General features: G+C 43.6%; 22 protein-coding genes. 9 read left to right on the forward strand and 13 right to left on the reverse strand.

Going from position 1 to position 26,556, the window contains the following annotated elements:
• Nucleotides 1–39 precede the first annotated feature (39 nt).
• On the forward strand, nt 40–1,767 hold the full coding sequence (locus AY605_RS08985; protein ID WP_064096066.1) for a glutamine--tRNA ligase/YqeY domain fusion protein: 1,728 nt from the start codon (nt 40–42) through the stop codon (nt 1,765–1,767).
• Between the two features lie 69 nt (nt 1,768–1,836).
• Nucleotides 1,837–2,748 carry a bestrophin family protein gene (locus tag AY605_RS08990; RefSeq protein WP_064096067.1) on the forward strand — a complete coding sequence of 304 codons (912 nt, stop codon included), beginning with the start codon at nt 1,837–1,839 and terminating at the stop codon, nt 2,746–2,748.
• Nucleotides 2,749–2,827: 79 nt separating this feature from the next.
• Here the strand turns inward: AY605_RS08990 and AY605_RS08995 are convergent, their stop codons facing one another.
• The 4 genes from AY605_RS08995 to putA form a co-directional block, all read right to left on the reverse strand.
• On the reverse strand, nt 2,828–3,388 hold the full coding sequence (locus AY605_RS08995; protein WP_064096068.1) for a lecithin retinol acyltransferase family protein: 561 nt from the start codon (nt 3,386–3,388) through the stop codon (nt 2,828–2,830).
• Between the two features lie 391 nt (nt 3,389–3,779).
• On the reverse strand, nt 3,780–4,004 hold the full coding sequence (locus AY605_RS09000; protein ID WP_034436106.1) for a hypothetical protein: 225 nt from the start codon (nt 4,002–4,004) through the stop codon (nt 3,780–3,782).
• Nucleotides 4,005–4,247: 243 nt separating this feature from the next.
• Nucleotides 4,248–5,330: a tRNA (uridine(54)-C5)-methyltransferase TrmA gene (gene trmA, locus AY605_RS09005; protein ID WP_064096069.1), complete on the reverse strand. Its 1,083-nt coding sequence runs from the start codon at nt 5,328–5,330 to the stop codon at nt 4,248–4,250.
• Between the two features lie 184 nt (nt 5,331–5,514).
• A complete protein-coding gene (gene putA / locus AY605_RS09010; protein ID WP_064096070.1) occupies nt 5,515–9,270 on the reverse strand; it encodes a trifunctional transcriptional regulator/proline dehydrogenase/L-glutamate gamma-semialdehyde dehydrogenase in 3,756 nt (1,251 codons plus the stop codon).
• Between the two features lie 118 nt (nt 9,271–9,388).
• Here putA and AY605_RS09015 point away from each other — a divergent pair, with 118 nt between their 5' ends.
• On the forward strand, nt 9,389–9,883 hold the full coding sequence (locus AY605_RS09015; RefSeq protein ID WP_064096071.1) for an Lrp/AsnC ligand binding domain-containing protein: 495 nt from the start codon (nt 9,389–9,391) through the stop codon (nt 9,881–9,883).
• Between the two features lie 64 nt (nt 9,884–9,947).
• Here the strand turns inward: AY605_RS09015 and putP are convergent, their stop codons facing one another.
• The gene (gene putP, locus AY605_RS09020; protein WP_064096072.1) at nt 9,948–11,456 is read right to left on the reverse strand and encodes a sodium/proline symporter PutP; all 1,509 of its coding nucleotides are present in this window, start codon (nt 11,454–11,456) and stop codon (nt 9,948–9,950) included.
• Nucleotides 11,457–11,865: 409 nt separating this feature from the next.
• On the opposite strand from putP, the gene aspA reads away from it, so the two are divergent.
• The 5 genes from aspA (at nt 11,866) to AY605_RS09045 (ending at nt 19,560) form a co-directional block, all read left to right on the forward strand.
• Nucleotides 11,866–13,317 (forward strand): aspartate ammonia-lyase, encoded by a 1,452-nt coding sequence (gene aspA, locus AY605_RS09025; protein ID WP_064096174.1) that lies wholly within the window; start codon nt 11,866–11,868, stop codon nt 13,315–13,317.
• A gap of 129 nt (nt 13,318–13,446) precedes the next feature.
• Complete coding sequence (locus tag AY605_RS09030; protein ID WP_171254940.1) at nt 13,447–13,812, forward strand: hypothetical protein; 366 nt, start codon at nt 13,447–13,449, stop codon at nt 13,810–13,812.
• Nucleotides 13,813–13,935: 123 nt separating this feature from the next.
• Nucleotides 13,936–17,394, forward strand: a complete 3,459-nt coding sequence (mfd, locus tag AY605_RS09035; RefSeq protein WP_064096073.1) for a transcription-repair coupling factor — start codon at nt 13,936–13,938, stop codon at nt 17,392–17,394.
• Nucleotides 17,395–17,623: 229 nt separating this feature from the next.
• On the forward strand, nt 17,624–18,058 hold the full coding sequence (locus AY605_RS09040; RefSeq protein ID WP_004646760.1) for an HIT domain-containing protein: 435 nt from the start codon (nt 17,624–17,626) through the stop codon (nt 18,056–18,058).
• Between the two features lie 56 nt (nt 18,059–18,114).
• Nucleotides 18,115–19,560, forward strand: a complete 1,446-nt coding sequence (locus AY605_RS09045; RefSeq protein WP_064096074.1) for an adenylate/guanylate cyclase domain-containing protein — start codon at nt 18,115–18,117, stop codon at nt 19,558–19,560.
• Between the two features lie 90 nt (nt 19,561–19,650).
• Here the strand turns inward: AY605_RS09045 and fdx are convergent, their stop codons facing one another.
• The 8 genes from fdx to AY605_RS09085 all read right to left on the reverse strand — a co-directional run bounded on the left by fdx (nt 19,651) and on the right by AY605_RS09085 (nt 25,820).
• Entirely contained in the window at nt 19,651–19,989 is a 339-nt protein-coding gene (gene fdx, locus AY605_RS09050; protein ID WP_064096075.1) for an ISC system 2Fe-2S type ferredoxin, read from the reverse strand.
• Between the two features lie 15 nt (nt 19,990–20,004).
• Nucleotides 20,005–21,864, reverse strand: a complete 1,860-nt coding sequence (gene hscA, locus AY605_RS09055; protein WP_064096076.1) for a Fe-S protein assembly chaperone HscA — start codon at nt 21,862–21,864, stop codon at nt 20,005–20,007.
• A gap of 36 nt (nt 21,865–21,900) precedes the next feature.
• On the reverse strand, nt 21,901–22,416 hold the full coding sequence (gene hscB, locus AY605_RS09060) for a Fe-S protein assembly co-chaperone HscB (protein WP_064096077.1): 516 nt from the start codon (nt 22,414–22,416) through the stop codon (nt 21,901–21,903).
• A gap of 102 nt (nt 22,417–22,518) precedes the next feature.
• Entirely contained in the window at nt 22,519–22,839 is a 321-nt protein-coding gene (iscA, locus tag AY605_RS09065) for an iron-sulfur cluster assembly protein IscA (RefSeq protein WP_005107159.1), read from the reverse strand.
• Nucleotides 22,840–22,873: 34 nt separating this feature from the next.
• The gene (gene iscU / locus AY605_RS09070) at nt 22,874–23,260 is read right to left on the reverse strand and encodes a Fe-S cluster assembly scaffold IscU (protein WP_004279815.1); all 387 of its coding nucleotides are present in this window, start codon (nt 23,258–23,260) and stop codon (nt 22,874–22,876) included.
• Nucleotides 23,261–23,364: 104 nt separating this feature from the next.
• Nucleotides 23,365–24,582, reverse strand: coding sequence for an IscS subfamily cysteine desulfurase (locus AY605_RS09075; RefSeq protein WP_064096078.1), 1,218 nt, complete (start codon nt 24,580–24,582; stop codon nt 23,365–23,367).
• Nucleotide 24,583: 1 nt separating this feature from the next.
• Nucleotides 24,584–25,057 carry an Rrf2 family transcriptional regulator gene (locus AY605_RS09080; protein ID WP_005096769.1) on the reverse strand — a complete coding sequence of 158 codons (474 nt, stop codon included), beginning with the start codon at nt 25,055–25,057 and terminating at the stop codon, nt 24,584–24,586.
• A 112-nt stretch (nt 25,058–25,169) separates the two neighbouring features.
• Nucleotides 25,170–25,820 carry a hypothetical protein gene (locus AY605_RS09085; protein WP_064096079.1) on the reverse strand — a complete coding sequence of 217 codons (651 nt, stop codon included), beginning with the start codon at nt 25,818–25,820 and terminating at the stop codon, nt 25,170–25,172.
• 203 nt (nt 25,821–26,023) lie between these two features.
• Here AY605_RS09085 and AY605_RS09090 point away from each other — a divergent pair, with 203 nt between their 5' ends.
• Complete coding sequence (locus tag AY605_RS09090) at nt 26,024–26,503, forward strand: phasin family protein (protein WP_064096080.1); 480 nt, start codon at nt 26,024–26,026, stop codon at nt 26,501–26,503.
• Nucleotides 26,504–26,556 lie beyond the last annotated feature (53 nt).

The raw sequence follows: 26,556 nt of genomic DNA on the forward strand, positions 1-26,556 counted from the left end.
TGTTAATCCCTTTTTAACTTTAGAAGTGAATGATTGATCATGAAGCCAAATGATGTTGTGACATCTCTGCCCGAGAACCCGACCCAAAATAACAGTGCAGTCGATTCAGTGCAGCAGCAAGAGCAACAACCAGGCTTGGATTTTGTACGTCAGGTCATTACCGATGATTTAGCTGCTGGTCGCGTTCAACAGGTAGTGACGCGTTTTCCGCCTGAGCCGAATGGCTATTTACATATTGGCCATGTGAAAGCAATTTGCTTGAACTTCGGAATTGCTGAAGAATTTAAAGGTGTTTGTAACCTGCGTTTTGATGATACCAATCCGGATGCCGAAGAACAGGAATATGTTGATGGTATTGCCAATGACGTGAAATGGCTAGGCTTCCAGTGGGAAGGTGAGCCGCGTTATGCATCAAGCTATTTTGATCAACTTTATACCTGGGCAGTTCAGCTGATTGAGCAGGGTGATGCCTATGTTGATTTGCAAAGTCCAGAAGAGATCCGTTTAAACCGTGGTAACTTTGTTGAGCCGGGTAAAAACTCGCCACAACGTGATGCAACTGTTGCGGAAAACCTAGAACGTTTTGAAAAAATGCGTTGCGGTGAATACGCGGAAGGTCAGGCGGTTCTACGTGCCAAGATCGATATGACGTCACCAAACGTACATATGCGTGATCCGATTCTGTATCGTATTTTGCATTCTGAACATCATCAGACTGGCGATAAATGGAAAATTTATCCAATGTATGACTATGCGCATCCATTATCTGATGCGATTGAAGGCGTTACGCATTCACTGTGCACCTTGGAATTCCAAGATCATCGTCCGTTCTATGATTGGGTGATAGCAAAAGTTAAATCACCGTCAGTGCCACGTCAGTACGAATCTAGCCGTTTGAACGTGGATTACACCATCACCTCAAAGCGTAAACTGCGTAAACTGGTTGAAGGTGGCTTTGTTCAGGGTTGGGATGACCCACGTATGCCAACTGTAGTCGGTATGCGTCGTCGTGGTTTCACCCCTGAAGGTCTGCGTGATTTCTGTCAGCGCGTCGGTGTATCGAAGGTTGATGGCAGTATCGTCGATGTAGCCATGCTGGAATACTGTATTCGCCAGTCTCTGGAAAATACCGCCGCGCGTGGTATGGCCGTGTTAAATCCACTCAAAGTGACTTTAACCAATTTGCCAGCTGACATGGACCTGACCCATTCACGTCATCCGAATGTCGATATGGGTGAGCGTGTTATTCCACTGACGACCGAGCTGTTTATTGACCGTAAAGACTTTGAAGAAGAGCCACCAAAAGGCTTTAAACGTCTGATTCCAGGCGGTGAAGTCCGTTTACGTCATGCCTATGTCATCAAATGCGATGAAGTCATTAAAGATGAAAATGGTGAAGTGGTTGAGCTGAAATGTTCGATTGATCCTGAAACTTTAGGTAAAAATCCTGAAGGTCGTAAGGTGAAAGGCGTGATTCACTGGGTATCTGCGACTAAGGGTATTCCTGCCGAAGTGCGTATTTACGATCGTCTGTTTACGGAGTCTGATCCTGAAGTGGGCGATGACTTTCTGGAAAACCTCAACCCTGAATCATTGAAGGTGGTTCAAGCCGTGATTGAGCCTGCTTTGTCGCAAGCTCAGCCGGAAGATCGTTTCCAGTTTGAGCGTGAAGGCTATTTTGTGGCGGATCAATATGATCATTCCAGCGAAAAACCGGTATTTAACCGTATCCTTGATCTTAAGGACAGCTTTAAACCGGGCAAATAAGCTGGTTTAAGTCAAAATGTAAAAAGCCCAACTCTGGTTGGGCTTTTTTAATACAGCAGGGAACATTCCATGATTGTGCGTGATAAGAATAATAGTTTAGGTTTACTGTTTGCCTGGCAGGGAACGATTCTGCCCAAGGTGCTGCCCGCATTGGTTTTGGTGGTCTTTATTTCTGCCTTGCTGGTGTATTTGAGTCAGGCGCATTTCGTCAGCCTTCCTGCTGTCCCGGCAATTGGCTTTACGATTTTTGGTGTCATTCTCTCGATTTTTTTAAGTTTTAGAAATACGGCCTGCTATGATCGATGGTGGGAAGGACGCAAGCTTTGGGGTGCGCTGATTGCAACCACGCGTCATTTATGCCGTGACAGCCACGTTCTGGACGATCAAACCCGTGAAATCTTATTGTACCGCATGATGCTGTTTACCCATCTATTACGGGACCGATTGAGACAGCAAATATCCAGCATTCAGGCTTATCAGGCCACTGCCAGCTTTGAACCCGAATCATTCGAGCAATTGCCCATGCAAATCAATCCCTCACAATGGGTGCTGGAGCAGATGCAAAAACAGCTGGTACAACAGTATCAGCAGGGCAAGATCAGCGATATTATTTATAACAACCTGAATCAGCATACTGTGGCCTTGGGAGATATTCAGGCCGGTTGTGACCGGATTTTGTCAACCCCATTGCCATTTTCTTATTCGGTGTTGTTGCATCGTGCGGTTTATTCTTTTTGCTTTATCTTGCCTTTCAGTTTGCAGGCGAATTTAGGCCTGTGGACGCCGATTCTGGTCGGATTGATTGCTTATATGCTGCTCGGGCTGGATGAGCTCAGTGCGGAGCTGGAAGAACCCTTTGGCTTGCAGGACAACGATCTGCCGCTAGATTCAATTGTACGACTGGTAGAGCGGGAAACCCTAAGCTCTTTAGGTAAAGCACTACCTGAGGCGATTCAAGCCAGAAAAGGCTATTTAACCTGATTTGCTATCTATATCTTCAAAATGTAAACACGGCTTCAACCTTTCCTGCTCATTATTTATCGGTAGACTAGGTGTTGAATTAACGATGTTTAAAATTAGTCAGGTCTGACACCTTGGTTTTAGCCTGATCTTGCAATTCACGATATTGTTGCAAACGCTGCTTGGCTTTATCTCTGAGTTTCTTCTTGATGTACAGTGCCAATGCGAAACTGGTGGTGGTCAGGGTCAGGAACATGCTGTTCATAAAACTCATCATTGAGCTGATATAGCCAATCGTAGTCAGGCGATTCATCATGTAAATTACTTGCGGACTACTTTCCACGCCGGTAATGGCCCAAGTGCACAAATGCTCGCAATTATTAATAATCAGATGATAGTTATTTTCATGCATTCTGGAACGCATGCGACGTACCACTTTACGACCTTTATATTTTGCCGAATCATAATGCTGTATGTGAATTGGTTTACCCTGACTGAAATTTTCAATCGAGGTGATTTCAATAGGGCGTTTTTTGAATAAATGCGCAAAACCGGAATAATGAATGACACGACCACGTCCGGCATAAATCCCGTGATGGGTATAGCCGAAATGTTTGACCATAAGATGTGCCCCTATGGGAAACCGTTTAGTCCGCTGCATATCAGAATTAAGCCATTTAAAAGCATTGTCGTTTAATAGGAAGTGTACTGTGTTTTACAAAATTAATCGATGTCTTGTCTGCATTTCAGAATAAAATTGGAGACTTGATCATCATTTTTTAAATAATTCAAAGAAGCTAGAATCGAAGAAATATAGAGGTGATAAAAAGATCTAAATAGCCTAAGAAAATCAGCTCTTGCTCTAAAATCAAAACCTGGAATCGAAGGTATCATGCAGAATTTCTCTGCCTAATGACAGAGACTCTCAAGTCATTTTTAGCCTTATAACCTGAGTAAAGGAAGAGGGGATTAAATTATACAATCCCACTTCTCCAAATAAAAAAAGCACCTGATGAAACAGGTGCTTTTTTTACGGCTGTAACGTTGGCCGATTATTGCAATGGCAAGTGCTGAAGTTCATTCAGCTCTTTGCGGCTATAGCCTCGAGATACGAGAACCTTTTTAATTCCGATGATGATTTCTTCATCAGTGGCTTTAGAAAGTGCTTCAAGAAGCTGTTCATTTGTCTTGCAAGAGCAATCATTTTCAACACAAGCGATTTGATTCTTGTGTTCATTGTGTTGTTCATTAGAAAACAACTTTTGCCAAAAACTCATAGAGCCTTCATACAACAACCTAACATAGAGTGAAATATAGCCAATTAAATAAATAAAGCAATAGGACCTATGTGATAAAAGCAGCAGTCAGACTTGAAAATTTCCGATTGAAGCCAATATTTCTAACGATATTTCTTGCTGTACAAGTCAATATTTATTATTAAGTTTATGATTGTTAATACAAAAAATGGAGCTTCAAAAAGCTCCATTATTGTAACAATATAATAAATTGAAACAAATTCTTTATACTTTTTCCAGTAAAACACCTGTCTCTACATGGTGAGTATAAGGAAACTGGTCGAACATGGCGAATTTGCTGATTTTGTGGGTGTGAGACAATTGTTTCAGATTGTCATATAAAGTATCTGGATTACATGAAATGTAAATAATACGCTGGAAACGTTGTAACAACTTCAGTGTTTCAGTATCAATCCCAGCACGCGGTGGATCGACAAATACCGTATCAAAATCATAAGTCGAAATATCGATTTGTGCTTCCTGCAAGCGGCGGAAAACACGTTCGCCATTATAAGCTTGAGTGAATTCTTCGGCAGACAGACGCGCAACCTGAATATTTTCAATCTGGTTCTGCTCAATATTCCACTCAGCTGCATAAACTGAAGATTTGGCTAATTCAGTGGCCAATACACGGCGGAACTTGGTTGAAAGCGGCAGAGTGAAGTTGCCATTACCACAGTAGAGTTCCAGCAAATCTTTATCTGATTGTTCCGCTGCATCACATGCCCATTCCAGCATTTTTTGACAAACTTGTGCATTGGGCTGGGTGAAGCTGCTTTCGATCTGCTTATATTTATAGCGACGATCAAAAACAGACAGTTCTTCCACCACATATTCATCAGTCAGGACAAATTTCTGGCCACGGCTGCGACCAATCAGTTTGATGTTGAGTTTTTCCGCCAGCGCTTTTGCTGCTGGTTCCCAGCTTTCATCCAGTTTACGGTGATAAATTAGGGATACCAGAACCTGACCACTTAAAGTCGCCAGAAAATGTACTTCAAACAGGCGATGACCCAGATTGGCATCTGCCTTGAATGCTGCCAGTAGTTGCGGCATCAAGTCATTAATACTGCGGTCTGCAATTGGAAACTCATCAATCCGAATCACTTTTTTATTGTTGTTCTCGTCACGTTCAAACATGGCATAAAACAGATCATCTTCAGTATGCCAGATCCGGAATTCAGCACGCATGCGGAAATATTTTTCAGGAGACTCGAATACTTCTAAAGCAGGTGGTTGATATTCGGCAAACTGAGCGCTGATGCGTTCAATTTTGGCTTCAAGTTGTTGCTGATAAGATGAGGTCATATGCAGTAAGAAATCGCAAATATTTTAAAGCGCAAATGGTAGCAAAAAATTGCCGATCTGCCTAAGCCTATTCTGGTAGAACGGCTTTAAAAACTGCATAAAAAAGACCAAACAATCTGAGGAGAAAAATTTGGTCATAAAGAGGAAATATTTGAACTAAAAATGCGGGTTTTATTCGACTTATTTAGAGATTACCCATGGTCATTAAACTGGCATTGCCGCCTGCCGCCGCCGTATTGATGCTGATGGCGCGTTCAATCACCAATCGTTCGACCGGAATATCGTAGTTTCCCGAACTCAAATGAGTAACACTAATAATTGGACCTTTTCGGGCTGCAATGCGTTTCTGCAAATCAATCAGTTCAGCAGTGTCACCATGATGCAGGACGGCACCAAATGCACCTATTTCAATATTCCGGATCACTTTAAACTGCTTGCTGACCGCGGCCGGCATCGTTGGTAAATATTTCAGCATAAAAGTATTGTCCGCCAGTACCGCAGGACGACTGCCAACCGATAAAATCGCCAGAATTTGCTGAATCTGATCCTGCTCGGTATGTGCTAAGGATAAAACACTTTCTCGTGGCAAGATGATGTACTGATTATCCTCACCAGTTGGGCCTTGCAGGCTAAAGCTTTGACCAGTCGCAATTTGCATAGGCGCTTTTAAAGATAAAGTTGGGAAAGTTTTAGCTAACCAAGCTTTAAACTCCTGAACAAGGTGATTTTCAACAAGGGCTGGCTCCGCTTGAACTGCATAAGGCTGAGCCAGTTTTTTCTCGGATACGTGATGCATTAAACGGTAGATATACAACGGGCCACCCGCTTTCGGGCCGGTGCCGGACAAGCCTTCACCACCAAATGGCTGGACACCCACGACAGCACCAACGATATTGCGGTTGATATACAGGTTGCCGACTTCTGCTCGCGCAATCACGGTTTGCATGGTTTCATCAATGCGCGTGTGCAAACCCATAGTCAGGCCATAGCCCTTACTGTTGATCTGATCTAATAACTGTTCCAGTTCGCCATATTTATAGCTGATCAGATGCAGTACCGGACCAAATACTTCACGTTCCAGATCATCCAGATTTGGCAGTTCAATCAGGGTTGGTGCAATGAATGTTCCTGGAGTTAATTCAGTCTGGTCTTGATTAAACATCAACTGATAAACTTTATGGCCTTTGCTGCGCATCTGCTCAATATGCTGTTGGATATTTTGTTGGGCTTCTGCATCAATCACCGGACCAATATCGGTTTTAAGCAAGACCGGATTGCCAACGCGCAACTGTTGCATCGCACCTTTGAGCATGTTGCGCACAGCCTCCAGATTATCTTCTTGCACACAGAGGACACGCAGGGCAGAACAGCGTTGACCGGCACTGTCATAGGCAGAGCTCACAACATCCAGCACCACCTGTTCGGTCAGGGCGGATGAATCCACAATCATGGCATTCTGACCACCGGTTTCAGCAATCAGGGTGACGCTTTCTCCAAACAGGTTTAGCCGTTCTGCAACGGTTTTTTGTAGAATTTGGGCGACCTCGGTGGAACCGGTAAACATGATGCCCTGAATACGCGAATCTGCAGTGAGCTGTGCACCAATGGTTTCACCGCGCCCAGGTAGCAGCTGTAATACATCCTGCGGAATCCCTGCTTCCCATAAAATCTGTACGGCTTGTGCTGCAATGAGCGGTGTTTGTTCAGCCGGTTTGGCAATCACGGTATTACCTGCTACCAGTGCCGCTGAAATCTGGCCGGTAAAAATCGCCAGCGGGAAATTCCATGGACTGATACATAGCACGGTGCCTAAAGGCTGGATCTGTACATGGTCACTGAGATCCAAAACTTGAGCTGCATAATAGCGTAAGAAATCTACTGCTTCACGAACCTCAGCAATCGCATTGGCATAGGTTTTACCTGATTCACGAGAAAGAAGAACCATGAGCGGAAGCAAGCGCTGTTCCATCAGTTCTGCGGCTTTATTCAGGCAGGCAGCACGCTCATTTTTAGGCAAATTAGCCCAGAAACTTTGTGCATTGAGGGCTTGGGTGAGTGCAATTTCGGCCTGTTCAGAAGTTGCTTCATAGACCGTGCCGACCACATCCTGATGTTGTGCCGGATTGATTACGGGAACTGCATGGGTCGTATCCACGTTGCTAAATGCCGTTCCCATAGCCGCTGCCTGAAATTGCGTATTTGCCAGATTGGATGCGACGTCATTTAAAACCCTGAGTTCAGCATCATTGGCCAAATCGAGTCCTGAAGAGTTCAGTCGTGCATCGGTATAAAGATCTTGCGGATAGGGAATATGCGGATGCTTGGCACCCAATACGTTTTCCTGTTTTGATGCCTTTAAAATCGTTTGCTGTGGATTTTCAATCAAATCTTCAATTTTCAAGGTCTTGTCGGCAATACGATTGACGAAGGACGTATTGGCACCATTTTCCAGTAAACGACGCACCAGATAAGCCAGCAAGGTTTCATGATTGCCGACTGGCGCATAGATCCGGCAGGGAACACCCAGTTTATTTTTCGATGTATCGCCCACGACATTTGCATAGAGCGGTTCGCCCATGCCATGCAAACATTGAAACTCATATTGGCCTGCATAATACTGCTCAGGTTGCGCCAGCTGATAAATCGTCGCTGCCGTTTGTGCATTATGAGTGGCAAATTGCGGGTAAATATAATCCGGTTCAGCCAACAGCTTACGCGCACAGGTGATATAAGACAGATCGGTATGTACCTTGCGGGTAAATACCGGGTAATCCGACATTCCATCAATCTGGGCTTTCTTGATTTCGCTATCCCAATACGCGCCTTTGACCAGACGGATCATCAGGCGTTTCTGGCTGCGCTTCGCCAGATCAATGATGTAATCCACGACATAGAAGCAGCGTTTTTGATAGGCTTGAATCACAAAGCCAATGCCTTTCCAGTCCTGCAATTGCGGTTCAAAACACAGGCGTTCTAACAGTTCCAGCGAAATTTCAAGGCGATCGCTTTCTTCAGCATCGATATTTAAACCAATATTGTATTGCTTGGCCAGGACCGCGAGTTTCAGTACTTTTGCATAGAGTTTGTTATGTACACGATCCATTTGTGAGCGCTGATAACGTGGATGCAGCGCAGAGAGTTTGATAGAAATTCCAGGCCCGTCATAAACATCTTTATCCTGTGATGCTTGACCAATAGCATGGATGGCTTGCTGATAATCCTGATAATAACGTTCAGCATCCGGATCGGTCAGTGCTGCTTCACCCAGCATGTCATAGGAATAGCGAAAGCCTTTTTCTTCCAGCGGCTCCGCATTTTTTAATGCTTCATCAATGGTTTCACCCGTAACAAACTGCTCGCCCATCATGCGCATGGCAACATCGACGGCCTTACGAATAATTCCGCGGCCACTGCGTGCCAAAATACCAGTCAACAAGCTAGACAGGTTTTTTTGCTGTGGGGTTTCCATCAGCTTGCCGGTCAGCATCAATCCCCAGGCGGCCGCATTCACAAACATCAATTGGCTCTGGCCCAAATGTTCTTTCCAGTTACCTTGATTGATTTTGTCACGGATCAGCAAGTCACGTGTGGCTTTGTCCGGAATCCGCAGCAAGGCTTCTGCCAGACACATCAGGGCAATGCCTTCCTGAGAGGATAAAGAAAATTCCTGCAATAAACCCTGTACGATACCGGCTTTCCCAGTGGAACTTTTGCGCTCACGCAAGGAATGTGCGAGATCAAAGGCAAGTGCCTGAATCTTGTCACTTATCTCGGAAGAAATTTCACTATGGGCCAATAACTCTTCGACGCATTCAGTTTCAGCACGACGCCATGCCGTATTAATACGTTCTTCGTATTGGTTTTTATGTTTGAATTCAGCAATATAATTCGAGTGCTGGGCCGCATCTAAAATTGAATCTGGGCGGAGAGTGGTTGGCATAGTGACTTCCTGTACTGCGTCAATCAGTTCTTTGAGGTGAATGAGTTTTAATCTATAATCACAGAATATTTGACGAATATCTCACTATAGTCTTCGCTTTTTTTAGAGAATAATTCTAATGCCAAGTCCTTATTTGAACCTTGACCGTATAGATATTCGTATACTGGGTTTATTGCAATCCGATGCCAAGCTGTCCAATATCAAACTGGCTGAACTGGTCAATCTGTCACCTACGGCAGCCTTGGCACGTGTACAGAAGATGACCCGTGAAGGTTTTATTGTGGGCTATGAAGCGCGCCTCAATCCCATCATGTTGAATAATGGTTTTGTGGTCTTTGTTGAAATTTTACTGGATAAAACCACACCGAATGTTTTAGATGAATTTTCCCATGCTGTGCGGCAGATTCCTGAAATTATCGAATGTCATATGATCAGTGGCGGTTTTGATTTTGTGGTGAAAATCCGCTGTGCCAATATGGATGAATTCCGCAAAATCTCAGGTCAGATCTTGTGGCAATTGCCCGGCATTAAAGAAACGCGCAGTTATCCGGTGATGGAAGTGATTAAAGAAAGTCAAAGAATTCATCTGAAAATGCCGGGAAAAGCTAAATAATTAGCAGTAAATTAAAATCAAAAAGGGACTCGAAAGTCCCTTTAATTTATGCTGAAGACAATGTTTATTTTTTCATTTCCGCCATTTCTTTTTGATACTCGGCTTTAGCCATTTCAAAACGATGTACCACATCTTCGCTAGGTGCTTTATCCAGCAGGCTGACGATGATAATGCTGAGCGTGGCCAGAATAAAGCCCGGAATAATCTCATACAGACCGGTATCACCCATGTAATTTTTCCAGACAATTACAGTCACGGCACCAACCACCATACCCACAATTGCGCCGTTGAGGGTCATTCGTTTCCAGAACAGAGACAAGATAATCAGCGGGCCGAATGCAGCACCAAAGCCGGCCCAGGCATAAGCCACCAGACCCAAAACCTTACTGTTCGGTTTAATCGCCAATGAAATTGCAACCAACGCGATCACCAAGACCATGCCACGACCTACCCAGATCAGCTCTTTTTGTGAAGCATTTTTACGCAGGAAACTCTTGTATAAATCTTCGGTCAGGGTGGTTGAGCAGACCAGAAGCTGACAGCTTAAGGTACTCATAATTGCCGCCAAGATAGCAGCCAGAATGATTCCGGCAATCCAAGGATTAAACAGAATTTTGGTCAATTCCATAAATACCGTTTCAGGGTTTTGATTGACCACTGAACCCAATGCCGGATTGACCGTAAAATAGGCTATGCCGATATAACCGGCAGCCATTGCACCGCCTAGGCATAGAATCATCCAGGTCATGCCAATGCGGCGTGCAGCAGGAATGATTTTGACTGAATCTGCTGCCATAAAACGCACCAGAATATGCGGCTGGCCAAAATAACCCAAGCCCCAAGCCAGACTAGAAATAATCGCAGCGGTGCTTAAACCTTCAAGCATGCTTGAGGCATGTGGACGAGCCGATTCAAGAATGACACTCACTTGCTGGCTGTTGTCACCCAGGGCCAAGAAGGTAATGATCGGAGTCAGCAATAAGGCAAAAATCATCAGGCCGGCCTGGAATGTATCGGTCCAGCTGATTGCCAAAAAGCCGCCAATACAGACATAGAGAATGGTCGCCATCGCACCAATCATAAGTGCTGTGGTGTAATTCCAGCCAAAAAGACTTTCAAACAGACGTGCGCCTGCAACCATACCCGAGGCGCAATAAATTGCAAAGAACACCAGAATCACTAGGGCTGACAATACTCGTAAAATACGCTTGCGGTCGGAAAAACGGCTGGTGAAATAATCCGGTAAGGTCAGGGCATTGTTCTGGTATTCGGTATGTGCACGTAACCGGCCAGCGACCAGTAACCAGTTTAACCATGCGCCGATAATCAAACCGACGGCAATCCACGCTTCTGACAGGCCGGAGAGGTAAATGGCCCCCGGAAGACCCATCAATAGCCAGCCACTCATGTCCGATGCACCTGCAGAAAGTGCAGTGACTACGCTGCCCAGACTTCGCCCACCTAAAATATATTCATCAAAATTAGAGGTTGCACGATAAGCATATAAACCAATTGCAATCATGGCGATAATATAAAACACGAAGGTAATCAGGGTGGGATTTAAATAAGTCATAGGTAGGGCATCCTGTAAATATGAAAATCATCATCCAAGATGATTTTTTGTACTGAGATCGCAAGGCAGTGATTCAAGCATGGTTTAAAAATTACACTCTGTAACAATTGCACAGCTTTTATGTTTTCTTATTGTAAATTTACTTCAGATCCACTGAAATTGAACAATGAGGAGTTAAGGGTATACAAGGCGAAAAGACGTCGTTTAAGAAAAAATTGGCAATGCATAATAAACAATTAACGTAGAGAAATTTTAGTCAGCCAATTACATAAACTTACAGAATTAACAGCTCTATCGTATTGGTAATAAACAGTAGCAAATCTAGGGCAAAGTCTTCATATTAGATGTGGATTTGTTTGCTCATATTGAGATCACACCAAATACGGTGCATCGCCAAGAGTATTTTTCCGTGGACAATTTGCTTCAAATCGAACCGACCCGCATAGAACGTGATTTGTTGGGTGAAAAACAGATTCCATTACATAGCTATTATGGGATTCATACCTTACGTGCTATCGAAAATTTTAAGATTTCCGGACTGGCCGTGGGACAACAAACGCATTTTATTCGTGCCTTGGCCCAAGTAAAAAAAGCCTCGGCACAGGCTAATCTGCATTTTAAAAAATTGCCTGAGCAGACCAGTACTGCCATTCAGAAAGCTTGTGATGAATTGATTCAGCATCCGGAAGCGTGGCAATCGGCATTCCCACTCGATCCTTATCAGGGCGGTGCCGGAACATCCATCAATATGAATGCCAATGAGGTGATCGCCAATATTGCCCTTGAAATGTCGGGCCATCAGAAAGGTGATTATCACATTCTGCATCCGAATGATCACGTCAATACCTCGCAATCGACCAATGACGTTTATCCAACAGCCTTGCGTCTGGCAACCTATAGCAGTCTGGACGAATTATTGAATGTACTTAACGCATTAATAGAGTGTATAGGCCAGAAGGCGGCTGAATTTAAATATGTTATCAAGATGGGACGTACCCAGTTACAAGATGCAGTTCCGATGACTATGGAACAGGAATTCCGAGCATTTGCGACTTTATTAAAAGAAGATCTGAAAATGATTAGGCAGATGCGACAGTTATTGCTGGAAGTCAATTTAGGTGCTACTGCGATTGGGACCGGGGTTAATACACCACCGGGCTATGCCAAGCGGGTGGTAGAAACTTTGGTGCACCTGACTGGTCTGCCTTTAAAAGGAGCCGCAGATTATGTCGAGGCGACCAGTGATTGTGGCGTCTTTATTATTCTGTCGAGCAGTTTAAAACGTCTCGCGGTAAAACTGTCCAAAATCTGTAATGATCTGCGCCTGCTCAGTTCGGGACCGCGTACAGGTCTGGCTGAAATTCGGTTACCCGAATTACAGGCGGGTTCTTCGATCATGCCGGCAAAAATCAATCCGGTAATTCCAGAAGTTGTGAATCAGATTGCCTTCCGGGTGATTGGTAATGATTTAACCATTACTATGGCTGCGGAAGCCGGGCAGCTACAATTGAATGTCATGGAACCTGTGATTGCCGTGGCGATGAATGAATCAATTCAGTTATTGACCCAAGGCATGCAAACTCTGAATCAGAAATGTATTGCTGGTATTCAGGCCAATGAGCAGATCTGCTTAAGTTCAGTTATGCGCAGTGTCGGGATTGTGACCTTGCTTGAACCGATATTGGGACATGCCAAATGCGATGAAATCGGCAAACAATGTATGCGCGAAAATAAAACCGTGCCACAAGTGGTATTAGAGTTGGGTTTATTGAGTGAAGCGCAATTAGAAGAGATTTTTGCATTTGAAAATCTGGTGTCTGAAATCCCTTCAGCAGAGAATCAGTTCGAACAGGTTTCTTAACAGAGCCAGAGACCTTAAATCGTCTGTAACATCGAACAGCTGCTATTTTGATAATTTGCCTCAAGTTCAGGATGTGGATTTGAGGCATTTTCATCTAGACTATAAGCTGAACTATATTTGGCTGGGTAAATGGCGATGTTTGATAAAATTAGTGCATTATTTAAAAGTAATAAACCGACTGCTGCACAGCTATATTTAGAAGAGCAGAATATCCAGTATGTAGAAGGTACAGGTTATATCGTCGATGGTATTCAACTCAATCAGGAATTGGGTGCACTGTTGGAGTATTTGTCGAATCGCCGTTTAAAACAGTTTGATGATTTAAAAGCGTTATATGATACCGCAATGCTGATCAATGAAAAAATTGATCTGGAAATTGCCCATCAGCGTTTTAATGCGACTTTAGGCAATACCAAAGAAAACCTGCTGCAATTCAAAATGATCCTCAAGAAGTTAAATGATTATTATCGTAACTTTCTGCGTGATCAAAAATAAGCTGCAAAAGTGGCTTATTTTCGATGTGTATTGATGTCGCAAGACTGCATAAAAATAACAAAATATCCTGAGATCATCGTGCTAGTATAAGCCTCAGGTTATTTAGACTTTAAAGCTATATCCATGTTCCAGCAAGAAATTTCCCAACTCAATTTACCACAGCTCAAAGCAGGCGAGAAACGCTGGTTAGGTAATCTGCAAGGTTCCTCAACTGCATTATTGCTTAAAGAAATCGTGCAGCAGCAATCGCGTTTATTTATCGTGATTGCACGTAATAATCAGCATTTGGGTCAACTGGAAAGTGAACTGGAATTTTATGGGATTAAACCCACGATTTTTCCAGATTGGGAAATCTTGCCTTATGACCGTCTCTCCCCACATCAGGATATTGTCTCGGAACGTCTGGCAATCTTATCCAATATGCCCAAAACAGGTGTACTGTTGCTGTCCGCCTCAACTCTGGCACAACGTGTAGCGCCGACCTCATGGATTCTGGGTGAGCATTTTGATATTCATGTCGGTCAGAAATTTGATCTGGAACAACAAAAGAAAAAGCTGATTCAGGCGGGTTATCATCTGGTCGATACCGTTTATGATCCGGGTGAATTCGCAGTGCGCGGCAGTATCATGGATATCTACGCATCGGGACAGGAAGCACCAATTCGGATTGACCTGTTTGATGATGAAATTGAAAGCCTGAAATTTTTTGATTCTGAAACTCAGCGCACCACAGAAAGTTTGCAGCAGTTTACCGTATTGCCGGCACAGGAATTTCCGCTCAAGGAAGGTCGTGCCACTTTCCGTGACCGCTATGCCGAATTTTTCCCGACCGCGAATCCAAAGAAAAACCCGATCTATCAGGATGTGATGGATGGCATAGTCTCGCCGGGAATCGAGTTTTATTTGCCCTTGTTTTTCAGCGCGGAAGCCATGCAAGGCCAAAGTTCACTGATTTCGTACCTACCAAAGAATGGCATTGTCATTACAGATAGGGCTCTCGAAGAAAGTCTCAGCCAATTTTGGCAAGATGTTGTGCGCCGTTATGAAGACCGTCGCCACAATGTCGATCAGCCGATCTTGCCCCCAGAAAGCCTGTTTTTTCAGACCAATCAGGTGCTGGAGCAACTGAATCAGTTTGCACGCATTATTGCCGCACAAACACCTTTTGATCAAAAAGCTGGAGTATTGAATCTTGATACCCAGTTGCCACCGCGTCTACCTGTAGACCCGAAACGTGAAAAACCGTTTCATGAAGTCAAAAAATATATTGATCAGGCCAATCATCCGGTACTGCTGGTGGCTGAGAGTGCGGGACGCCGTGAAAGTCTCAAAGACGCCTTAAGACCAAGTCTGGGTGATATTCCAACAGTTGAAAATTTTGATAGTTTTGTCCAGTCCCTGCATGCAATTGCCATTACCAATGCGCCTTTAGAGCGCGGTCTGGTATTGACTGATCGTGTTAGCGTAATTTCTGAAAATCAGCTGTATGAACATCGGGTGGTACAGCGCCGTCGCAAGCGTCTGCAGGAAGTTTCCGAAGAGTTTCTGATCCGAAGTCTAACTGAGTTGACCATGGGTGCGCCTGTGGTACATATCGATTATGGGGTCGGACGTTATGCTGGTCTGGTCACCTTAAGTATTGATGATCAGGATCATGAATTCCTGCAGCTGGATTATGCAGATGCCGCAAAAGTCTACGTGCCGGTGACCAATCTGCACTTGATCAGCCGGTATAGTGGCGGTGATCCGGATCTGGCACCTTTGCATAAACTGGGTACAGATGCGTGGAATAAAGCCAAACGTAAAGCGCTGGAACAGATTCACGATGTCGCGGCCGAATTGCTACATATTCAGGCACGGCGTTCTTCCAAGCCCGGGATCAGTTTTGAAATCGATCAAAGCCTGTATATGCAATTTGCCAGTGGCTTTGCTTATGAAGAAACACCGGATCAGGCCAATGCCATTGAAGCTACGCTGCAGGATATGCAGCAGGCCAAACCGATGGATCGACTGGTGTGTGGTGATGTCGGTTTCGGCAAGACAGAAGTCGCAATGCGTGCCGCATTTGTTGCAGTACAGAATAACCGGCAGGTGGCGATTCTGGTACCGACTACCTTGCTGGCACAACAGCATTATGATTCATTCAAAGATCGTTTTGCCGACTGGCCGGTCCGGATTGAAGTGCTGTCACGTTTCGGTTCTTCCAAATCACATACCAAGACCATTGACGACCTGATTGAAGGTAAAGTCGATATTGTGATTGGTACACATAAGATTTTGCAGGAAAATGTCCAGTTTAAGAATCTCGGTCTGATGATTGTCGATGAAGAGCATCGTTTCGGTGTGCGCGACAAGGAACGAATCAAGGCCATGCGTGCCGATGTTGATATGCTGACACTGACTGCGACCCCAATTCCACGTACGCTGAATATGGCCTTTAGTGGCATGCGTGATCTGTCGATTATCGCCACACCGCCGGCACGCCGTCTTGCGGTGAAAACTTTTGTGCAAGAACATACCGATGACACCATTAAAGAAGCGATTCTGCGTGAATTACTGCGCGGTGGTCAGGTTTATTTTTTGCATAATGAAGTTGATACGATTGATCGTGCCGCCGAGCATATCCGTAAATTGGTGCCGGAAGCGCGGGTGATTGTGGCCCACGGGCAGATGCGTGAACGTGAACTGGAGCAGGTGATGCAGCAGTTTTATCACAAGGAATATAATGTTCTAGTATGTTCGACCATTATTGAAACCGGGATTGATGTTCCGAATGCCAATACCATTCTGATTGAACGTGCTGATAAACTCGGATTGGCACAACTGCATCAGCTGCGCGGACGTGTAGGACGCTCACATCATCAGGCTTATGCCTATTTGATGGTACCGTCATTAAAAGCCTTAAAAGGTGATGCGGAAAAACGTCTGGATGCCATTCAGCGTGCATCAACCTTGGGTGCCGGTTTTATGCTGGCAACTGAAGATCTGGAAATTCGCGGCGCAGGTGAATTACTGGGTGAGCAGCAGAGTGGTTCGATGCAGGCGATTGGTTATAGCCTGTATATGGAAATGCTGGAAAAAGCCACCAAAGCCATTCAAAAAGGCAAAACGCCAAACTTCGATGCACCATTGTCATTGACTGCCGAAATTACCCTGCATATGCCAGCATTGATTCCGGATGAATATCTTGGCGATGTCCATCAACGTCTGTTGTTTTATAAGCGTATCAGTAATACCGATACCCAAGAAAAACTGGACAATATCCGGATGGAATTGATCGACCGTTTTGGCATACCACCTCAACCTGTCAAACAGCTATTTACCGTCCATCAGATTCGACTGAAAGCCGAACAGCTTGGTATTACCAAAATTGATATCAGTAGCCAGGGCGGGCATATTGAATTTGCCCCGGATACCCCGGTTCAGGCGATGACCATCATCCAGATGATGCAGAAACATCCGACCTATTTCCGTATGGAGGGAGGACAACGTCTGAAAGTGATGGTCATGCTGGAAGATTATCAAAAACGGATTCAGTTTATTCAGGATTTGCTGGATAGTCTGCTCAAAGAATTGCACTGATTTTATTCGATTAAATCAGCCTGAAAATTCAGCTGGGATTACATTACAGGATGAAATTTGCAGGAACGACAGGCTTGATTTTTTTGATGAATTGTTTAGAGTGATTGTTGTGATCTGCTTTGCAACAAATCATGAGAATTTGTCTTTAAACCCATTGCTTTCAATATTCAGCTTCGGTTGGATATGTTAGTATTAGCCATCATTCTAATTTTGCATCATTTATAAAGATATGTTTAGTTTGCATCCACAACTTGCTCAAGATACTTTTTTTGTAGGCGACTTTCCTTTGTCAACATGTCGTTTGATGAATGATATGCAATTTCCCTGGCTGATCCTGATTCCACGTGTGCCGGGTGTCTCTGAATTATATGAATTGAGCCAAGCTGACCAAGAGCAGTTTTTACGTGAATCAAGCTGGTTATCAAGCCAGCTGGCACGTGTTTTCCGTGCGGATAAAATGAATGTCGCGGCATTGGGCAATATGGTTCCGCAATTGCATTTTCATCATGTGGTTCGTTATCAGAACGATGTTGCATGGCCAAAACCGGTTTGGGGCACACCTGCAGTTCCCTATAGCAGTGAAGTACTTGCACACATGCGTCAAACCTTAATGCTGGCTTTACGTGGCCAGGGCGATATGCCATTTGACTGGCGCATGGACTGATCAGTCAAAGGCATTCAAAGAACCATGGACAGTTGCGGACTTCAGGGAGTGAGTGAGTGCAATTAGACGACTGGATTCAAAAAGAGCCTCATCAGTTCGAATATTTCCATCGCATGATGGGATATATCATGTTGTCTGTGGTTCTGGTCGTTTTTCATTACACTGAACCAGATACTCAGTATCAACTTTTTGTTCCCTTTTTTTTGTTTCTGGTTTTACTGATCATCCCCAAGCTATCTCGCTGGATGATTTATAAATATGATTATCACATCCGGCGTAATATTCTTTTTCTGATCGATGTCATTGTGATTTCGGTGGTTCTGGCGGCCGTGCATCTGGACCTGGTATTGTCTTTACTCGGTCTGGTCGCCGTCCTTTACACCGCAATCAGTAATAAAATCTCATTTATGATGGCTTCTCTAGCCAGCCTGATCGGGATTACGCTTTTCTATCTGGCCAATATTCTGGTCTTCGGGTTTAATAATTATTTTGAGTCGACCAGTAGTGAACTGACGGTTCTTGGTTTTATCTGCCTGATTACCTATTTTGGTGTTGGAAGTTTTTATCAAAGTGGTCGTGTGCAATACATGACCCAGAAGAAAGACCATTATTTCGAACAGATGAACCGCTATATGGAATTTGCCAATCAGTTGAGTCGCTATGCGCCTATGCAGTTGTGGCAATCGATCATGAAAGGTGAATCTGAAGCCAAAATTGAATATAAACGTAAAAAACTGACGATTTTTTTCTCAGATATTCAAGGTTTTACAGAGTTATCTGAAACCCTGATTCCAGATGATCTGGCATTCCTGCTGAATGATTATCTTCGGCATATGACCGAAATCGCAAAAAACTATGAAGCAACTGTTGATAAGTTCATGGGTGATGCCATTCTAATTTTCTTTGGTGATCCGCATTCTGAAGGCGTGGAGCAGGATGCCAAAAACTGTATGGAGATGGCATTGGCAATGCGTCAGCAAATGAAGTTACTGCGCGAACGCTGGATAAAAATGGGTTATCCGCCGCTCCATATCCGCATGGGAATTTCAACCGGCTATTGCCACGTAGGAAATTATGGGGCCACGCATCGTATGGCCTATACTATTGTAGGGCGTGATGCCAATCTGGCAGCGCGTTTGCAAAGTGCCGCGGCAGTCGATGAAATCCTGATTTCAGAAGATACTCATAATTTGATCAAGGATAATTATCTTTGCGCACCGAAAAAGCCAATTTTCCTGAAAGGCATTAAAACACCAGTACGAACCTGGCAGGTGATGGAGAAATATGCATCTCAGAAAGTCGAATACCAGCGCTGGTTCGATTATGAATATAAGGGTTTTCATTTACTGCTTAATCTGGATGAAGTACAAAACTTTGAATATCCTGAGTTAATTCATGTACTTGAAAAAATGATTAAACGCATTGAAATTCAGCAGAAAATGACCAACTCGCAGGGTATCGTCAAACTGAAGCTTGAGGATGAAGTGATTGAACATATTTAGAGTTCATCTAAATTTACTTTAATTCTTTCTAGCAAAGAAAAAAAACCATGCCTCAGCGTGGTTTTTTAATTGAGCGTACGGTGAAAAATCTTAATGATTTTCTGACGCGTGATTAATTGTATATTTTGGAATTTCAATTTCCAGATCTTCACCGTCCAGCTTAACCTGACAAGAAAGACGTGAGTCTGGTTCTAGACCCCAAGCGCGGTCGAGTAAGTCAGCTTCAACATCATCCATTTCTTCGAGGCTGTCAAAACCTTTGCGCACAACTACATGACAGGTCGTACACGCAGCTGACATATCGCAAGCATGTTCAATTTTAATGCCATTTTTCAGCAGGCTTTCGCAAAGATTAGCATTTGGTTCGACTTCAAACTCAGCACCTTCGGGGCAAATCTGCGCATGTGGAAGAACTTTAATACGTGGCATAGTCGTTACCTTAAATTAGTTTGAGTTTGACCAGTCGTCGAGTTTAGTACCCTTGAGAGCAGCATCAATATGTTGATTCATACGTGCTGCTGCAAAAGCATCACTATGTATTTTAAGCTGTTCAACGGCAGATTCAATTGCTTTGATATCTGAACCCTGAAGTTCAGTTTCAAGTTGGGTTTGTGCGGTTTGCAGGGCTGCAAGCTGATCTTCCGTTAAAAGGGCGGCATCTACCTTGAGTGCCTGAATCAGTGCTTCCAGCTCACGCTGTGCTTCAACTTTGGTTTCATTCAAATGACGAAGATTTTTATCTTCTTCAGCGAACTTATAACCCTCTAGCAGTAGACGTTCAGTATCTTCACCCGATAAACCATAAGATGGCTTGATATCGATATGGGCATTCACACCAGAGGTGGTTTCTTTGGCAGATACAGTCAGCAAGCCATCTGCATCGACCTGGAACGTCACTTCAATACGTGCCTGACCAGCAGTCATTGGTGGAATGCCATGCAGCACAAATCGGCCCAAGCTGCGGCAGTGTTCAACCAGATCACGTTCACCTTGAACCACATGAATCAACATGGCAGTCTGGCCATCTTGATAAGTGGTAAATTCCTGACGACGAGCCACCGGAATTGCGGTGTTGCGCGAAATTAAACGTTCAACCAGTCCGCCCATGGTTTCAAGACCAAGAGACAATGGGGTCACGTCTAATAACAATGAACCATCGGTTGAGTTGCCAATCAATTGGTTCGCAGTAATTGATGCGCCAATCGCCACAACTTCATCCGGATTAATGGTACATAGCGGTTCTTGGTTGAACACTTCACGCACAGCTTTTTGTACCGCATAAGAACGTGTTGAACCACCGACTAAAACGACATTCTGAATGTCATTCAGTTCAAGTTTGGCATCACGCATAACACGTTTGCAGACGCTGATGGTTTTGTCTAAAGCAACTTTTATGATTTCTTCAAATGTCGAACGATCCAGTGTTAATACTTGATCAAGCAGCTGGAGTTGAACTGAATCTGCATCCGACAAAGCTTCTTTGGCTTTGCGCGCAGCGACAATGAAATGTGCATATTCAGTATCATTCAAAGTATCTATATTCAGCTGTTTTTTGGCCCATTTCAGGATTAAACGATCCAGGTCATCACCACCGAGCGCAGTGTGGCCGCCTGTTGCCAGAACTTCAAACACACCTTGAGAAAAACGCAGAATGGAAACGTCAAAAGTACCGCCACCCAAGTCATAGATCACATAGTTGCGATCTGTACTCAAATTGCTTTCTTGATCAAGACCATAGGCCACAGCAGCCGCAGTAGGTTCGTTCAATAAACGTAAAATATTCAAGCCGGCAAGCTGGGCAGCATCACGGGTTGCCTGACGCTGTGCTTCATCGAAGTAAGCTGGAACAGTAATGACTGCATCATTGACCGGATTTTGCAGGCTTGCTTCAGCGCGGTCTTTTAACTGCTTTAAAATTTCTGCAGAAATTTCAACCGGAGTCTTACGTCCCTGTACAGTTTCAAAAGCCGGCATTTCATTCGCTTCACCGACCAATGTATAGGGATGCTGGAATTTAATATCGGCTTTTGAACGACCCATGAAGCGCTTCACAGAAACGATGGTATTTTTCGGGTCAGTAATAATGAAAGGCGCTGCTTCATTGCCGTATTGAGTCTGTTGTTCTGCATAATGCACGATAGAAGGAAGTAGCACACGACCTTGTTCGTCATTAAGTACTTTGGCTTTACCTGAAAGAACCGTGGCAACCAAAGAGTGGGTGGTGCCTAAATCGATACCAATCGCAATGCGGTGTTCATGTGGTGCACTTGATTGACCTGGTTCTGCAATTTGCAAGAGAGCCATAGTGTTACATCCTTTGCACGTTAAATATTAAAAAAATTAGAAATCATCATCAAGATCAAAGCTGTCATCGTCCAGGAAGCGGTCTTCCGCTTTGTCGATATCGGCCATGACTTTGACAAAGAAACGTAGTTTACGCACTGTATCGCGTGCTTCAGCCCAGTCTTCATCCGCATAATCAATTTTAAACTCGCGAACCAGACCCTCGATCCATTGCTGGACTTCGAGTTTAAGTGAGGTTAAATCTTCAGCAGAAGTCGCATCGTCCAGTTGTTCACGAATTTCCAGAGCATCCTGCAAGAATTCAAAATCACTGATCGACTGATCTAAGTGATAATCCTGTTTCTTGAGAGACAGTAAATACGCTGCACGGCTATCGACCGCTGACAAGACTTTAAATGCCTGATTGATATCACTTGATTTAATCAGCGCCTGATCTTTGTCTTCAGCTTTATCTGGGTGATATTGTTGCTGCAACTTTAAGAATTCAGTCTTTAAAGCCGCCAAATCAATATCGAGTGCTACAGGAAGGTTGAACAGCTCAAAATGATTCATGGGAGAGGTGATCCGCGATTAATGTGCAAAAATAACTGTATAAATGCAATTAAAACAGTGTGAAACACACTGTTTTAATGTCAAAGAGAATAACTGTCGGGTTTATACAGTGAAGGACTCACCACAACCGCATTCGCCTTTTTTGTTGGGGTTGTTAAATTCGAAGCCTTCGTTCAAGCCGTTTTTAACGTAGTCCATCTCCATACCTTCAAGATAAACCAGACTTTTCGGGTCAACGAATACTTTAACCCCAAACTGTTCAAAAGCCTGATCATGTGCATCGACTTCATCGACGAACTCGAGCACATAAGCCAGACCAGAACAGCCTGAAGTTTTCACACCAACGCGAATACCTTCACCCTTACCGCGATTTTTTAAATAATTGCTGATATGAGTTGCAGCATTTTCAGTTAAATGGATCATGAAAACTCCGTTAAAATTTCAAAACGTGGAACAATTAAGCTTTAACTTTCTTGCTACGGTAGTCTTCTACAGCTGCTTTAATTGCATCTTCAGCAAGAACAGAGCAGTGTACTTTTACTGGTGGAAGTGCAAGTTCAGTTGCAATATCAATGTTCTTGATCGCTTGAGCTTGATCCAAAGTTTTACCTTTGAGCCATTCGGTCACGAGTGAACTTGATGCAATGGCAGAACCACAACCATAAGTTTTGAAACGTGCTTCTTCAATCACGCCTTCGTCGTTTACCTGAATCTGTAAACGCATTACGTCACCACATGCTGGCGCACCAACCATACCAGTACCAACGTTTTCAGCATTTTTGTCTAAAACGCCAACATTACGAGGGTTTTCGTAATGATCAATTACTTTTTCGCTATAAGCCATGTTGCTTCTCCAAACCTCGGGGTCAGCCTTAGTATTAAATATGGGGGTAAAAAAACTTTTCTCAATGAGACAGCAACGGATTCGTTACTATCTCAGGATGAAAATTAGTGCTCAGCCCACTCAACTTTAGAAAGGTCAATACCTTCCTTATACATATCCCAAAGCGGAGAAAGTTCACGTAACTTCTCAACAGCAGCTTTAGTGATAGTCAATACGTGATCGATATCTTCTTCAGTGGTGTATTTACCAAAGCTGAAGCGGATCGAACTGTGTGCAAGCTCGTCTGAAAGACCGAGCGCACGAAGTACATAAGATGGTTCAAGTGTTGCAGATGTACATGCTGAACCTGATGATACCGCAGCATCTTTCAATGCCATCATCAAAGATTCGCCTTCAACGAAGTTGAAACTTACGTTGAGGTAGTTTGCAACGTTTTGAGTCGGGTGACCATTTAGGAAAACCTGTTCCAAATCTTGCAGGCCATTCCAAAGCTTGTCACGAAGTACGCGTATACGAGTCTGTTCAGCTTCCAGGTTTTTACCTGCAAGTTCAAAAGCTTCACCCATACCTACGATTTGATGTGTTGCCAGCGTACCTGAACGCATACCACGTTCATGACCGCCACCATGCATTTCAGCTTTAAGGCGTACACGCGGGCTGCGACGTACAAATAATGCGCCGATACCTTTAGGACCATAAATTTTGTGTGCAGAGAAGCTCATCAGGTCCACTTTTAAAGTCGAAAGATCAATTTCAACTTTACCCGCTGCTTGGGCAGCATCGACATGGAAGAAAATCTTGTTGGCACGAGTGATTTCACCAATCGCTGCAACATCAGTCACCGTACCGATTTCATTGTTTACCATCATCAGGGAAACAAGAATCGTATCTGGGCGAATCGCTGCCTGTACCATCTCAGGTGTAATTAAACCAGTTTTAGGCTGTGGTTCAATATAGGTAATTTCAAAACCTTCGGATTCAAGCTCACGACAGGTATCTAAAACTGCCTTATGTTCAATTTTAGAGGTAACAATATGTTTACCTTTAGATGCATAGAAATGAGCTACACCTTTAATTGCAAGGTTGTCTGACTCGGTCGCACCTGAGGTCCATACGATTTCACGCGGATCAGCTTTAACTAAATTGGCAACTTGCTCACGTGCATATTCAACTTTTTCTTCAGCCTGCCAACCATATGCGTGTGAACGAGATGCTGCATTACCGAAGGTACCATCGAATGTTAAGCATTCCATCATACGTTCAGCAACCTGAGGATCTACAGGAGTTGTAGCTGCATAATCAAGATAAATCGGACGTTTCATGTCAAATACCTGTAACCGATAAAAGGGCTGAATCAAAGGGGGCTGAATTTTGGCGTAATGACACGGTTTGTACATTGTCACGCGCCACCAGATCAGCAAGCGAGATTTTTGCTAAATAATCGGCAATGTGATGGGAGAGTTCCTGCCATAAATCATGAGTCAAGCACATTGCGCCATTCTGGCAGTTGCCTTTATGGTCGCAGCGAGTCGCATCAACTGTTTCGTTTACAGCTTCAATAATTGCTAACACTGTAATTTCATCTGCATTGCGTGCTAAATGGTAACCACCATTTGCTCCGCGAACACTTGAAACTAAGCCATGGCGTTTGAGTTTTGCAAATAACTGCTCAAGATACGCGACAGAAATAGTTTGGCGTGCCGCAATTTCAGCGAGCGTAATCGTTTTTTCAGAAGGCTGTAAAGCTAGATCAAGCAGAGCAGTCACAGCGTAGCGACCGCGAGTGGTTAGGCGCATGATTCGATACACATGGTTAGACTAGATGTGTCAATTCTAAGAATCCCGACTAAAATAGTCAAGTTATTTTTGGTAGACCTTAGTGGGATTTAAATTTTGGATAATGAAAGATTTACACACTCAGCCAATTATACACTAATAACGTAATCAAAAGTATTGTGCTCAGGCCAAAAGCAATATTAATGCGCTTTTGACGCTGCTCGATCCGTTTCAGACGGTTTCTGTACTGTTTAACTTCTACCTGCAAGGTATTGATCTTGGAACGTTGCTCTTCAATTTTCTTTAGAAGTGGTGCAATACGCTTTTTAGAGGCAACAATTTCTGTTTCATCTGTAGGTGCCTCGGACAGCCAGTGCCTCCAGTCAGCTAAGACTTTTGGTAAACTAAATACAGTTAACAGATCACGAAACTCATCTTTTAAAACCTGATGACCATCAATGCGCATATTGCGGATGCTGCGACGATTGCCAAAAATAAAAATTTTAATCAGGTCAGGGAGGGTCGTGCGTACATCCAGATCTACAATGCGGCCTGGTGCTTTATGGTCAAACAATAGCCCGTTTGGGGTGAATTGCACATAAAAGTCAAAATATGGAATATAGCTATTGATTTTAACCGAGATATTTTTATCTACAAACTTTTTGGCCTGTAGAGCAACGACACGATCATGCTTGAGAATGAAGGTAAATATTGTTTCAAGAACAATTAACATCATCGTAAGCAACAAATGCGGTTGATTTTGACTTTGTTGCGATTCGCTCATATACAACCAATCCTTACCTGAAATATAAAGTGAAAAAGCTTCCTGCCTGTAAAAAGATTTCAGGGTTAAATCAAATTAGACTTGAAATAAATTGCTTTGTAGAACAGTTTACCAAATCTATCAAGTACTAAATTTGCTATTATGCAGTGATTTTGTAGAATAATTTATAATAATTGAGTGGAAAATAAGCAGGAGCCGTGCACATGGACAAGTCAAAAACAGCACAAGATTCAGCGGAAGCTTCGAATGAGAAAACGCTAAAAGCCAAGTCCAAATCTGCCTCAGAGCGCAAATCGGTTCTTGATTTTCGTAAATACACCAAACAGATCTGGCTGGCAGGGCTGGGGGCATTTTCTCGGGCAGAGGAAGAGGGCAACAAACTGTTTGACTCGTTGGTCAAGGTGGGTGAAGAACTGGAATCTAAAACTGTCGATATTGCTGATCAAACTGTAGAAAAGGTTTCGGAGAAAGCCAAAGAGTCGGTTATCGACACCAAAGACAAAGTGGAAAAATTAATTGACAACTCTGTTCATCATTCATTGAATCGTATAGGATTAGTCACACTGAAGGATGTACAATATTTGGAACGTTTAATCCTTCAGTTGCATGCCAAAGTTGATCAATTGACTGCGGAACAAGAAAAAATGAAAGAAGAATTATCGAAAAAAACACAAATAAAATGACTTTATTTATTATTCAATGTTTTTTTCGCATATTTTTTGAAAAAAAAGAGGTT

This window comes from Acinetobacter sp. SFD (genome assembly GCF_001647575.1).
GTDB classification, from domain to species: Bacteria; Pseudomonadota; Gammaproteobacteria; order Pseudomonadales; family Moraxellaceae; genus Acinetobacter; species Acinetobacter pecorum.

Bases quoted from the DNA above. Each gene is read 5' to 3' on its own strand.
- AY605_RS08985 (WP_064096066.1), top strand. From the start codon at position 40: ATGAAGCCAAATGATGTTGTGACATCTCTGCCCGAGAACCCGACCCAA.
- AY605_RS08990 (WP_064096067.1), top strand. From the start codon at position 1,837: ATGATTGTGCGTGATAAGAATAATAGTTTAGGTTTACTGTTTGCCTGG.
- AY605_RS08995 (WP_064096068.1), bottom strand. From the start codon at position 3,388: ATGCAGCGGACTAAACGGTTTCCCATAGGGGCACATCTTATGGTCAAA.
- AY605_RS09000 (WP_034436106.1), bottom strand. From the start codon at position 4,004: ATGAGTTTTTGGCAAAAGTTGTTTTCTAATGAACAACACAATGAACAC.
- trmA (WP_064096069.1), bottom strand. From the start codon at position 5,330: ATGACCTCATCTTATCAGCAACAACTTGAAGCCAAAATTGAACGCATC.
- putA (WP_064096070.1), bottom strand. From the start codon at position 9,270: ATGCCAACCACTCTCCGCCCAGATTCAATTTTAGATGCGGCCCAGCAC.
- AY605_RS09015 (WP_064096071.1), top strand. From the start codon at position 9,389: ATGCCAAGTCCTTATTTGAACCTTGACCGTATAGATATTCGTATACTG.
- putP (WP_064096072.1), bottom strand. From the start codon at position 11,456: ATGACTTATTTAAATCCCACCCTGATTACCTTCGTGTTTTATATTATC.
- AY605_RS09030 (WP_171254940.1), top strand. From the start codon at position 13,447: ATGGCGATGTTTGATAAAATTAGTGCATTATTTAAAAGTAATAAACCG.
- mfd (WP_064096073.1), top strand. From the start codon at position 13,936: ATGTTCCAGCAAGAAATTTCCCAACTCAATTTACCACAGCTCAAAGCA.
- AY605_RS09040 (WP_004646760.1), top strand. From the start codon at position 17,624: ATGTTTAGTTTGCATCCACAACTTGCTCAAGATACTTTTTTTGTAGGC.
- fdx (WP_064096075.1), bottom strand. From the start codon at position 19,989: ATGCCACGTATTAAAGTTCTTCCACATGCGCAGATTTGCCCCGAAGGT.
- hscA (WP_064096076.1), bottom strand. From the start codon at position 21,864: ATGGCTCTCTTGCAAATTGCAGAACCAGGTCAATCAAGTGCACCACAT.
- hscB (WP_064096077.1), bottom strand. From the start codon at position 22,416: ATGAATCATTTTGAGCTGTTCAACCTTCCTGTAGCACTCGATATTGAT.
- iscA (WP_005107159.1), bottom strand. From the start codon at position 22,839: ATGATCCATTTAACTGAAAATGCTGCAACTCATATCAGCAATTATTTA.
- iscU (WP_004279815.1), bottom strand. From the start codon at position 23,260: ATGGCTTATAGCGAAAAAGTAATTGATCATTACGAAAACCCTCGTAAT.
- AY605_RS09075 (WP_064096078.1), bottom strand. From the start codon at position 24,582: ATGAAACGTCCGATTTATCTTGATTATGCAGCTACAACTCCTGTAGAT.
- AY605_RS09080 (WP_005096769.1), bottom strand. From the start codon at position 25,057: ATGCGCCTAACCACTCGCGGTCGCTACGCTGTGACTGCTCTGCTTGAT.
- AY605_RS09085 (WP_064096079.1), bottom strand. From the start codon at position 25,820: ATGAGCGAATCGCAACAAAGTCAAAATCAACCGCATTTGTTGCTTACG.
- AY605_RS09090 (WP_064096080.1), top strand. From the start codon at position 26,024: ATGGACAAGTCAAAAACAGCACAAGATTCAGCGGAAGCTTCGAATGAG.